This is a genomic window from Luteolibacter ambystomatis, assembly GCF_018137965.1.
In the GTDB taxonomy this organism is placed as follows: domain Bacteria; phylum Verrucomicrobiota; class Verrucomicrobiia; order Verrucomicrobiales; family Akkermansiaceae; genus Luteolibacter; species Luteolibacter ambystomatis.
The window spans coordinates 1649800-1661422 of the sequence record NZ_CP073100.1 but is presented as its reverse complement, the minus strand read 5'-3'; the positions used below and the strand labels follow the sequence as shown (position 1 = coordinate 1661422).

At 62.2% G+C, this 11623-nt stretch carries 6 protein-coding genes; 2 read left to right on the top strand and 4 right to left on the bottom strand.

Features of this window, described 5'->3' with window-relative positions; translation table 11 throughout:
• The first annotated feature begins 76 nt into the window (after positions 1-76).
• Positions 77-1111, top strand: a complete 1035-nt coding sequence (locus KBB96_RS06420) for an NHL repeat-containing protein (protein WP_211633685.1) — start codon at positions 77-79, stop codon at positions 1109-1111.
• A gap of 116 nt (positions 1112-1227) precedes the next feature.
• Here KBB96_RS06420 and KBB96_RS06415 read toward each other — a convergent pair whose 3' ends face one another.
• The 3 genes from KBB96_RS06415 to KBB96_RS06405 form a co-directional block, all read right to left on the bottom strand.
• Positions 1228-1680 carry a cupin domain-containing protein gene (locus KBB96_RS06415; protein WP_211633682.1) on the bottom strand — a complete coding sequence of 151 codons (453 nt, stop codon included), beginning with the start codon at positions 1678-1680 and terminating at the stop codon, positions 1228-1230.
• 111 nt (positions 1681-1791) lie between these two features.
• Positions 1792-7200 (bottom strand): lamin tail domain-containing protein, encoded by a 5409-nt coding sequence (locus tag KBB96_RS06410; RefSeq protein ID WP_211633680.1) that lies wholly within the window; start codon positions 7198-7200, stop codon positions 1792-1794.
• Positions 7201-7309: 109 nt separating this feature from the next.
• On the bottom strand, positions 7310-9067 hold the full coding sequence (locus KBB96_RS06405; RefSeq protein WP_211633677.1) for an ABC transporter ATP-binding protein/permease: 1758 nt from the start codon (positions 9065-9067) through the stop codon (positions 7310-7312).
• A gap of 133 nt (positions 9068-9200) precedes the next feature.
• On the opposite strand from KBB96_RS06405, the gene KBB96_RS06400 reads away from it, so the two are divergent.
• On the top strand, positions 9201-10496 hold the full coding sequence (locus KBB96_RS06400; RefSeq protein ID WP_211633675.1) for an AI-2E family transporter: 1296 nt from the start codon (positions 9201-9203) through the stop codon (positions 10494-10496).
• A gap of 13 nt (positions 10497-10509) precedes the next feature.
• Here the strand turns inward: KBB96_RS06400 and KBB96_RS06395 are convergent, their stop codons facing one another.
• The gene (locus tag KBB96_RS06395; RefSeq protein WP_211633672.1) at positions 10510-11550 is read right to left on the bottom strand and encodes an Mrp/NBP35 family ATP-binding protein; all 1041 of its coding nucleotides are present in this window, start codon (positions 11548-11550) and stop codon (positions 10510-10512) included.
• Positions 11551-11623 lie beyond the last annotated feature (73 nt).

Here is an 11623-nt window from a genome sequence, read left to right as displayed (position 1 = left end):
AACCCCCGGCGCGACGACGCATTTAGTGGAAAGTATTTCCTTTGCCACGGCGTAAGGTTCGTCTGTCCTTCATACGATGAACTTTGATCGCCGCGAATTCCTGATTTCGATGTCGGCCGCCATTGCGGCCTTGAGCACCCGGGGCTTTGCCCAGTCCCAGGACCCGTCCACCGGCGCGCTGGTGGTGGGGCAGGGAAACTACCAGTGGAAGGCTGTTCCGGGTTGGGGTGTGCTGGATGCGGAAACGCCGGTGAAGGATTGCCACGCGATGGTGCAGACCAAGGACGGCCGCATCTTCCTTTTCACCAACCACACCAAGAACAACATGGTCATCTATGACCGTGCCGGAAAGCTTCTTGGCAAATGGGGTACGGAATATCCTGGCGCCCATGGCATGACGCTGGCGGTGGAGAACGGCGAGGAAGTGTTGTATCTGACCGACCACGACCGCCATCAGGTTTACAAGACCACGCTCGATGGCAAGGTGTTGCGCACTTGGGATTATCCGGAGAAGAGCGGCAAATACAAGTCCGCGGCTGAATACAAGCCGACCCACGTCGCGCTGGCTCCGGATGGAGGCTTCTTCGTGGTGGATGGCTACGGCAAAAGCTGGTGCCACCGCTATGACAAGAGCGGCGAATGGGTGAAGTGCTTCGGCGGCAATGACCCCAATGGTGCGAATCTCGCCTGCTCGCACGGTGCCTGGGTTGACACCCGCGATCCGAAAAACCTGCTGTGGATCACCTCCCGCGCCGAATCGAAGCTCAAGCGTTACACGCTCGATGGCGAATTGGTGGACATCCTGGAACTGACCGGCGCCGAGCCGAACTTCATCGTCCCCTACGGCGACCACACCGTCATTCCGTGCCTGCGGAGCACCGGCCACAAAAACGGCCTGCTCTGCGTGCTCGATCCATCCCGCAAGGTGATCTCCAATCTCGCCGCCGCACCGCCGCAATACGATGGTGAAAAGCTCGCCACGATCACCTCGGACTCGAAGCTGTTCACGTATCCGCACGGCATCCTGATCGATGACCAGCAGAGCATCTACGTGGCCCAGTGGAACTCGGGCAAGACCTACCCGATCAAGCTGGAGCGCGTGAAGGCATGAAACCTTTCTTTGTAGCCGGAGTCGTAAGACTTCGGGCTGAGGGCGTATAAGAACATCCTCGCATTTTCAGTCCGCCTTTGAGTCACCCCGTATGCCTCTGAGGCGGACTGTTCTCTTCAGCGCGGCTTGGTGTCCGTCGCCTGCTTCTCCGCATATGGCTTGTCCGCCTGGCCGGCGGCGAACATCACCAGCTTCACAGGCACCTTGCCGGTGTTGGTGCCGTTGTGCATCACGTTGACCGCTTCCGCGAAAGCGTCGCCTGCTTTGAGCAATTTGGTGGTGCCGGATTCGAGACGAACGGTGAGTTCTCCTTCCAATACGTAGGCGAAGCAGGGCACGGGATGCTTGTGCCAGCCGGTTTCCGCGCCGGGAGGGATCTCCACGCGCACCGCGGAGACTTCGGCAGGCGCTTCCGGCCAGACAATCGGTTTGCCATCCGCATCCACCTTGGTCTTCATCAGAGGCGTGATGGTGATGGTTTTCGAGTAGGCATGATCGCCGCCTGCATCCTCCGCATGAACGGAGAGAGGAAGGAGGCAGAGGAACAGGAGGCAGGTGAAATGGCGCATGGTGGATGAGCAGGATCGCCGGAAGGCTATATCGTTCCGGGTTTCCAGTGAAAATCAAAACGGCCCTCCCGGATTCCGGGAAGGCCGTTGGCACCAACCGATGAAGGCGGTTTATTGGGTCACACGATAGCGCCAGAACTTGCTGGAAGCGTTGCCCAGCAGGCGCAGCGTGGTCGTGGTCTGGCCGTTGGCGCTGGTGGTGGTCACCACTTCGTAGTCGGTTCCGGCGGCAGCGGAAGTCCACGCGTCGGCCACGCCGAGGTCGTCGGAATGTTCAAGCACACCGGTCACACCAGAGATTCCGTTGAGGGTCGTGAACGACAACAGTTTGTCTCCGCCCAAGCTGGTGAGCTTCGGCAGATTCTTGATGTCGCCGGGCTTCTTCACGTTGAAGAAGAACTCCACACCGTCCTTGAACCCATTGCCGTTGCTGTCGGAACCGAAACCGGTGGAGCTCAGGTTGTTGGCGCTGAGCCACAGGTTGAAGTCGAGCGGCCCGCTGCTGGCGACCGCCCCCGGAGAACCGATCTGGTCGGCGGAGTTCTTCGCAACGAAGGCACCATTGATGCCCGGCACGCTGAGCTGGGAGAGGGCAACGAAGGGCGTGCCCGTCGCGTTCTCAAAGGTGGCGAGAGGGTTGCTGGGAGCGGCACCGAAGGAGACACCGGACTGGCGGACACCATTGCTGTTGTAAAGGTTCACCGCATCGCCACCCGTGCTCAGGCCCACGCCGTCACCGGCGTAGCTGCCGACTTTGAGGCTGGCAGGCGGATTCGCACCGAACCAGTTGGTGAGGAAGGCCGGAATGGTGGTGGAGGGCGTGGAGGTTTCCAGGAAGACCGCACGTTCGCCGGGCTCCAAGGTGGTCACTCCATTGAGCGCGACCGCAGCCACGGGAGATTCCGTGTTGTCATCCATCTTCCAGCCGGTGAGATCGACGGTCACCGCGGAGGTGTTCATCACTTCGAACCAATCGGCACCCACAGAGGTGCTGCTGGACCAAGGGGCGACCTCAGTCACCACCACGCGTCCGGTAATGCCGGGGGAGCCAGTCTCCGCACCATTGGAGGAGACAAAGGCGCCATTCACGCCGTTGGCGCTCTTGATCGTGATCATCGGCAGCGGAAGCGTGGCGCTGCCGATACCTGCCTTGTTGTCGAAGGTGACGTTGGTGGTGGCCGCGCCAAAGGCGACACCGGTCACTCGGTTGCCTGCAGCGTCGAAGAGATTCACCGCATCGCCGCCGGAACTGAGTCCGACGCTGCCACCGCCATAGGCACCGATGAGGACACCCGCCGGAGGCGTGGAAGTGCCGAACCAAGCGGTGCAGAAGTTGGCGAGGATGGTGGCATCCGTGGAACCATCGGCGGCTCCTTCGAAGAAGATCGCCGATTTGCCTGCGGGAATGGTGGTGACGCCGCGGAGTGCGACCCGGTCGGAGGTGTTGGTTCCGTTGGAGTTGTCATCCATCTTCCAGCCGGTGAGATTGAGTGGAACAGCGGTGGCATTGGTGATCTCAAACCAGTCGGCGTTGTAGGTGCCGTTGCTGCTACCGGTCGGATTGACTTCCGAGATGAAGACCCGGCCGGTGGCGGCCGGGGAACCGGTCTCCGCACCATTGGAGGAGACAAAGGCGCCATTCACACCGTTGGTGCTCTTGGTGGTGACCATCGGCAGCGGAAGCGTGGCGCTGCCAAGACCTGCCTTGTTATCGAAGGTCACGTTGGTGGTGGCCGCGCCAAAGGCGACTCCGGTCACGCGGTTGCCAGCGGCATCGAAGAGATTCACCGCATCGCCGCCGGAACTGAGTCCGACGCTGCCACCGCCATAGGCACCGATGAGGACACCCGCCGGAGGCGTGGAAGTGCCGAACCAAGCGGTGCAGAAGTTGGCGAGGATGGTGGCATCCGTGGAACCATCGGCGGCTCCTTCGAAGAAGATCGCCGATTTGCCTGCGGGAATGGTGGTGACGCCGCGGAGCGCGACCCGGTCGGAGGTGTTGGTTCCGTTGGAGTTGTCATCCATCTTCCAACCGGTGATGTCGAGATCGGTGGTGCCGGCGTTGGTCACCTCGAACCAGTCGGCATTGTAGGTACCGTTGCTGCTGCCGGTCGGATTGACTTCCGAGATGAAAACGGAGGACGAACCCGAGCCTTCATTCACCACATCCGTGACCGTCAGGGTGAAGGTGGTGCTGGCATCCGGCGTGTTGCCGAGTGTCGCGTCGTCCACCTGGACCGTGACGTTGTAGCTGCTCTTGGTTTCGAAATCGAGAACGGTGCCTGCCTTGAGATAGAGGCTGGAATTGGTGATCTCGAAGAACGCCGCATCCGTGCCGACAAGCGTAAGGACGTTGGTGCCCTTGCCATCGTCCGTCACCACGATGTCACCGACCTTGATGGCGGAAGCAGTGGTGGTGTTCTCCGCGATCGTATTCACCGGATTGCTCACCGCCACGGCGGTTGGAGCCTGGTTCGGCGCGGAGGAAGGAGCATAGACCCAGAGTTGCGGATGGTCGATGTTGCCGCCACCGTTTTCATTGACCACGTAAAGATTGCCCGCGCGGTCCATGGTCAGGCCTTCATGCTGCATGTCCGCCACCGAGAGCGTGTCGCCGGAATCGGCGACGATCTGGAGCGAACTGGTGATGTTGCCCGAGCGGTCGGTGTTCACGATGCGCGCCGACTCCTGGCTCAGGACGAGCAGATTGCCTGCTTGCGGGTGCCCGGTCACGGACGGCAGATTCGAAAGCGCGAACACATCCGCGAAGTCGGACATACCGAGCAGATTCGGATCGAAGAGGTCGGTGGAGTTGATCGTGGTCGGCGAGCCGTTGGTGGCCGTGCCCGCATTGAAGTCGATGCCGGTCTGGAAGATGCCCATCGGGCTGATCTCCTTCACGATGATGAAGCCGCCGGTCTGCGGATCCCAGGAGAAGCCTTCGAGGCCGGTGTTGTTGACGAAGGTGCCGAGCTTCACCGTCTTGGTCGCCGAACGCGTGAGCGTGGTGCCGGCCGCGTAGGTGAACTTCACGATCTGGCGATCGCGTTCTTCCGTGAAGGCGAACTCACCATTGCCGAGGTAGGTGATGCCTTCCGTATCGTAGAACTCGGTGCCCTGCGGGCTGCCGCCGAGTGCGAGTGTCATCGTGTCGATCAACACGCCGGTCTTCGAAACCTGGGTGACCGAGCGGCCGCCGTCACCGACGATGAACAAGGTGTCGGTGTCCCAGTTGTAGGTCACGCCGGAGGCTTCCTGGCAGAGATAATTGGAGGATGGCGTGCCAGCGGGAAGCGCTGTGAGGATCGGCTCCGGCAGCGCATAGCGGGCCACGCGGACATAGCTGGAGAGATCGATGGACGTCACACCGGAAACGATGGTGACCAGAGCGGCGGAACTGTCCGCGGAACCGGCGGAATTCGTGGCACGCGCCCAGAAGCGGGTGTTGGCATTGATGGCCGGCGTCACCAGCGTCGCGCTGGTGGCTCCGGAAATCGGCTGGCTGGTATCGCCGCTGTTGCCGATATACCACTGGAACGTCGGAGCAGGGAAACCGCTGGCAGCCACCGTGAGGGTGGTGGTGGAGCCGCTTGCGACGGTGGTGCCGACCGGCTGGGTGGTGATGGCCGGAAGGATCTGATCATCGTTGATGATCGTGGCGGTGCCAACCGAGTTCGCCAGCACCGTGGTGCCCGTCGTGTTGACGACGTTGGAAAGCGTCACGATGATGGTTTCGTCCGGTTCCGGAGTGGTATCGCCATTGACCTGGATCTGGATCGGCTGGGTGGCCGCGCCGCCGTTGGTGAAGGTCAGTGTGCCAGACGCCAGCGTGGCGTAGTCGTTGCCCGTGGTGGCGGTGCCGCCGGTCACCGCGTAGTTCACCGTGAAAGCGGTGGAGGTACTGGAGCGGGTGACATTCAGCGAGACGGTGCTGGTGCCGCTGTTGCCTTCGGTGATGGAGGCATCGGCGATGGCGACGTTCTCTGTCACCACACCCTGCGAACCCGGCGAGCCAAGATCGGTGGCAGGGGAAACCGCGCTGAAGGTCGCGTAGTTCGATCCGGTTGCAAACGTGTAGCGCGGACTGGCGGTGCCGGAGGTGGGCACCCACACGAGCGCCTGCGAGTCGGCGGAGCCACCAGCGGACGCTCCTGCATGACCACCCACGGACGGATTGCCGTCTGCCTTGGTGAAGCCCGCGGCGGCGTAGCTGAAGAAGAACAATTCGTTCTGACCCGGATCGAAGAACGAGATGCCGTCGTCCTTGCCAAGGCCGGGAGCGCCGATGGACTGGAATACCTGAACGGTGTTCGGGATGCCCCACCAGGCACGGAAGGCGGCGGGAGCCATGGAGGTGAAGACCACCGATTCGCCTGCGGCGATGGTGGTGCCGGATGGCAACTTGTAGGCTTGGGCCGCAGCACCGGAGCGACCGTTGTCGTGCCAACTGTAGCCGCTGATATCGCGGGAGACCGCGCTGGTGTTGGTGAGTTCCCAGTAGTCATCCGCGCCGGAGGGCTTGTTGGCGGACTGGTTCGACTGGATCTCGGTGAGCAGGAAGGCGGTGTCGAGCGTGTCACCATCGTCCTGCACCGTGAGGCTCAGGGTCGGGCTCGTCGCATCGGTTGCGGTGGCGGTGATGATCGCCGTCTTGCCGCCATCGGGGAAGGTGTCGTTGACCGCGGTGATCGGAAAGGTGACCGAAGTCTGATTGGCGGGGATGGTCACCGTCGCAGGCACGGTGGCTTCCGTGGTGTCGCTGCTGGTCAGATTGACGACCAGCGCATCCGGTGTGGCCAGCGCACGGGTGACCGTGCCGGTGGACGCGGGATTTGACGCGCTTTCAGAGAAGGTGGTGCTGGTGGCGCTGAGGGACAGCGTGATCTGCGGGCCGCCGCCGGTGGTGTAACCGCTGAAACCCGGAGAGCCGATGTTGGTGGAACCGCCGGGGGCCGTGAACGTTCCCAGCGTGGTGCCGGTAGCGTAGGTGTAGCGTGGCGAGGAAGTGCCAGAGGCCGGATTCCAAACCAAGGCCTTGGCGGCAGTGCCGCCCGCCGAGATCCCGGCATGGCCACCGGTGGAGGAACTACCGTCCGGACGGGTGAAGCCGCCGGAAGCGTAAGTGAAATAGAACTGCTTCACGTTGGAAGCATTGAACAACGCCACGCCGTCGTCCTGGCCGAAGCCCGGGCCGCCGGTGATGACCTGCACCGAATTGGAAAGACCCCACTGGGTACGGAAAGTATTCGCGTTGGCGGCGGATGTGAAGATGATCGATTCCCCGGCGGCAATGCTGGTGCCGCTCGGGATGGTCACCGCGGCCGCGTCATTCGGGTTTTGGCTGTCGTCGTCCCACTTCCAGTTGCTCAGGTCGACCGCGGAAGCACCGGTGTTGGTGAGTTCCCAATAGTCGGAGAGTCCGTCCGACTGGATTTCCGTCAGCAGCAACTGGGCGTTGACGGAGAAGGTGGTGGCGGCGAAAACAATCGCGAGGGGGGATAGGAACGTTCGGGGCTTCATGGGGGTGGAATGAACCTTGAAGGTCCATCCCTAACGGACGGATGCGCACGGTTTTCTTCGCAACCATTCCGTCATATTCAGAGCACACAATGGCTCGGCCACCTGTTGCTCAGAGGCCGGGCCCCGCTTGTCTCGCGGCATCGGGAAGCTGCTCCTCCATCTCCGAGATCTTGTGAATCTCCCAGGTCGCGTCCTTGCCGATCTTCATCAGCCAGTCGTGATGCTGGAGCAAGGTGGAGCGGTGGCCGACGCTGACGTAGGTGTAGCGATGCTCGCGCAGGTAGTGATACGCCCGCTCTTCGTTCGGCTCGTCGAGCGCGCTGGTGGATTCATCCAGGAAGGCGATGGCGGGCTTCCGCAACAGCAGGCGGGCGAAGGAAACGCGCTGCTGCTCACCCAGGGAAAGCATGTTGGACCAGTCCGCCTCACGGTCGAAATCATTCTCCACGCGGCCCGCGAGGTTGCGGAGATTCACGATCTTGAGCACCTCCCGCAGTTTGTTGTCGTCAGGCTTTTGCTTGGCTCCCGGATATTCCAGCAGGTTCCGCAGGCTGCCCGGGATCATGTAGGGGCGCTGCGGGAGAAACATCATGTTGCGGTACGGTGGCCGGCCGATGAAGCCTTCTCCACAACTCCAGAGTCCGGCGATGGTGCGCAGCAGGGAACTCTTCCCCGAGCCGCTCTCACCCATGATCAGCAGGCTGCCACCGGGAGGAAGCCGGAAGGTGAGATCCTTCAGCAGCACCCGCTGCCCCTGCGGGGTCTTCACCGTGAGATCTTCCAGCACGATCGTGCGCTCTTCCTCGCAGATGTCGATATTCTCACCCTCCTGATCCAGGTCGTCTTCCGCATCACGTTCGTCGAGATAGTCCCACAAGTCGCCCAGACGGGTGACACCGGCCGCGAAGGCGCTCAGGCGCTCGAACTGGGTGATCACCATCGAGACCGCCGCCAGCACCACGGCGAAGGCCCCGGTCGCCTTGGTGATTTCCCCCAATCCCACCTTTCCCTGCAGATAAAGCGGGGCCACGAAAAGCACCGGCAGGATCAGGGCCAGCGAGTTGTAGCCGGTGGTGAAGAACGCGAGGTTCCGGTTCCAACGGATGAGGACCATCATGTTTCCGACCACCGCCCCGAGCCGTGCCCGCAGGTCATTCAGTTCACGTCGTTCGCCGCGGTAGAAGGCGATGGACTCCGCATTGTCCCGCACCCGGACGAGCCCGTAGCGGAAATTCGCCTCACGCTCGTACTGCATGTAGTTCAATCCGATCAACCGCTTGCCGATCAGATAGGCCCCCGCGGTGCCGAAAAACGCATAGCCAAACAACGCGGCGACCAGCCTCGGTGAGATCGCCATCAGCACTCCGGTATAGCCCACGATCTGGATCACCGAGTTCATGATGATGAGCAGGAACGAAAGCGTGGTGATGGTGAAGTTCTTCGCGTCCTCCGAGATACGTTGGTCGGGGTTGTCGATGGCTTCGCTGGAGCCGAGATGGAAATAAGCGCGGTTGTGGAAATACCGCTGCATCAGGGTGCGGGCGAGGACATCGCGCCAGCTCAGTCCGAGGCGCTCCTCGCAGTAGCGGTAAAAGGCCGCCAGCGGCACCGAGAGGGCGAAGGTGGCGAGATAGAATTTCAGCCAATACGAATAGCCTTTGTCGTCCCGGATCTGGAGGGCGTTGACGAAGTTCCCGTTGGCCATGTTGGCCTTGATACCCACATAGGTCACCAGCAGGGAGAGGCTGAGCAGGGCTGCAAGCAGGAACCAAGCGCGCCGCCAGGTCTTCCCGAAGAAGAACGGTTTCGACAACCGCCAGAGCTGGGACCAGACGTGGCGGGTGAACTTGGGAGGCTGTCGGGCCATCGGGATTCCGGACATTTCAACCCGTTCACTGGCGATTGCCAATGAAATCGCATGCGGCAGGCCTTGAAATACCCATGTCTTCCCCGAGAACGTGCTGGCGATCCCCGGCAGTACGGTTAGAGTGGAGAAGAGGATGAGCGACGAAGAGGCCAGACGGGGGGAGCGCAGGATCGAACCGCTGTTGGGAACGATCGGCCTGATGTTGTTGCTGTTCGGCTGTTTTTTCGTTCTCCGCCCGTTCCTCTCGGCGCTGATGTGGGCGATCGTGCTGGCCTACTCATTGTGGCCCCTCCAGCAGCGCTTCACCAAGTGGTTCCGTGGCTCGCGGATCTTCGCCGCCATTTTCGTGACCCTGACCCTCACGCTGGTCACCGTGGGTCCCTTCGTGTTGATAGGCTTCAGCATCGCGGATGATGCCAAGGCGCTCGGGACCGCCACCCGCAGATGGTTCGAGTCCGCGCCGGACGAGCCGCCGGAATGGATGATCAAGACGCCGCTGGTCGGGGATGAGATGACGGCCTATTGGCGGGATTTCGCCGAAGACAGGAAACGGTGGATCCACAGCTTCGATGAAGCGGCCAAGGAAAAGCCGCCGCGTCCGAAAATCGCCGAACCCAATGCCGATGGCGAGGAAATGACCCTGCATGAGCCTCCGGCGGTGCCGGTGCTTCCCGCCGGTCCCGCCACCCAAACCGGCATCGTCACGACTGCGGCAGGCAAGGAGTCCTCGCGACTGGTGGAGCGCATGTTCAGCCAACTCGGCCAGGCCTCCGCATGGCTCCAGGTGGCGCTCTTCGCCACCGGCCGTGTGGTGGGCAAGGGGGTGATCGAAGTGCTGCTGAGTGTCTTCCTCGCCTTCTTCCTGTTGAAGGACGGGCGCGCGCTTTCGGAACGCCTTTCCACCGGCATGCACCGGATCGCGGGCAAGCGCGGCCAACATCTCCTGCATGTGGCAGGCGGCACGGTGCGCGGCGTCGTCTATGGCATCCTGGGGACGGCCCTCGTGCAGGCGGTGGTGGCCGGGGTGGGCTTTGCCATCGCCGGGGTTCCCGGAGCGGTACTTCTTTCCGTGCTGACTTTCTTCCTCTCCGCACTGCCGATCGGTCCGCCGATGGTGTGGATTCCCGCGACCGTCTGGCTGTTTGCCCAAGGTCGGCCGGGGTGGGGGATCTTCATGGCGCTGTGGGGCACGCTCGGCATCAGCGGCGTGGACAACATCGTGAAGCCCTACCTGATCAGCCACGAAAGCAAGACGCCCTTCGTGCTGATCTTCTGCGGTGTGATCGGAGGCGCCTTCGCCTTCGGACTGGTCGGGGTGTTCCTCGGTCCTACCTTGTTGGCGGTGACTTTCCGGCTGATCGAGGAATGGTCCGCGACGCGGGCGGTTCCTGCCACCGCGGTGGAGGAACCAAGCGAGAGCGGATTGTGATCAGCCATGCGGACTACGCCTTCACCCGCTCACGCAGACTTGCTGCGATCTGGTGGAAAGCTGCGGACACCGGATGCTCCGATGGTGGTAACAATGCCACAGGGGCTCCCTGATCCCCGCGCTTGCCGGTTTCCGGATTGATCGGGATCTGACCGAGCAGAGGGACATTGAGCTTCTGGGCTTCGCGTACACCGCCGCCTTCACCGAAGAGGAAGTAACGCTGGCCGTGATCGCAATCGAACCACGCCATGTTTTCCACCAAGCCGAGGATCGGCACGTTCACCTTGGCGAACATGGAGACAGCCTTCCGCGCGTCCGCGAGCGCGACTTCCTGCGGCGTGGTGACGATCACCGCGCCATCCACTGCCACGGTCTGGACGATGGTGAGCTGGATGTCGCCGGTGCCGGGCGGCAGGTCGAGGATGAGATAGTCGAGATGATCCCATGCCACCTGACGGAGGAACTGCTGGGTGTAGCGCGTGGCCATCGGACCACGGACGATGACGGGAGAGCGATCCTCCAACAGGAAGCCCATCGACATGAGCTGGAGTCCGTGGGCCTCGATCGGGATGATCTCCTCCTGCTCGTTCGCCATCGGACGCTCGGTGGTGCCGAACATGATGGCGACGGAAGGCCCGTAGAGGTCGCAGTCGCACAGGCCGACGCGTGCGCCGGTCTTGGAAAGCGCCACGGCGAGGTTCGCCGCGACGGTGGATTTGCCGACACCGCCCTTGCCGGAGGCCACCGCGATGATGCGCTTCACGCCGGGAATGGAGGACTTGCCGGTGGCGCTGGCGGTGTTCTGGCCGGGAGGGTCCTTGATCTCGATCTCCACTTTCACCGCACCGATGTCCGGCAGTTCATCGAGGATCGCGTGGGTGTCCTTGAAGATCTTTTCCGGAATATCGGGATCACGGGTCTGGACTTCGATCCGGACATGGACTCCGTCCTCCTGGACCTGGATTTCTTTGACGAGGCCGAAGGAAACGATGTCGCGGGAGAAGCCGGGATAGCGGACCTGCTTGAGGGCCTCACGGATGAAGTCGGGAGTCATGGCGCGCCGCGATTCTCCTCCAAGCGCGCGCGGGCGCAACGGTTTTAGCAACCCGTGCCGCAAGATTGTCCCT

Excerpts from the sequence above, each read along its gene's own strand:
- KBB96_RS06400 (WP_211633675.1), top strand. The coding sequence starts at position 9,201 with ATGAGCGACGAAGAGGCCAGACGGGGGGAGCGCAGGATCGAACCGCTG.
- KBB96_RS06410 (WP_211633680.1), bottom strand. The coding sequence starts at position 7,200 with ATGAAGCCCCGAACGTTCCTATCCCCCCTCGCGATTGTTTTCGCCGCC.
- KBB96_RS06405 (WP_211633677.1), bottom strand. The coding sequence starts at position 9,067 with ATGGCCCGACAGCCTCCCAAGTTCACCCGCCACGTCTGGTCCCAGCTC.
- KBB96_RS06395 (WP_211633672.1), bottom strand. The coding sequence starts at position 11,550 with ATGACTCCCGACTTCATCCGTGAGGCCCTCAAGCAGGTCCGCTATCCC.
- KBB96_RS06415 (WP_211633682.1), bottom strand. The coding sequence starts at position 1,680 with ATGCGCCATTTCACCTGCCTCCTGTTCCTCTGCCTCCTTCCTCTCTCC.
- KBB96_RS06420 (WP_211633685.1), top strand. The coding sequence starts at position 77 with ATGAACTTTGATCGCCGCGAATTCCTGATTTCGATGTCGGCCGCCATT.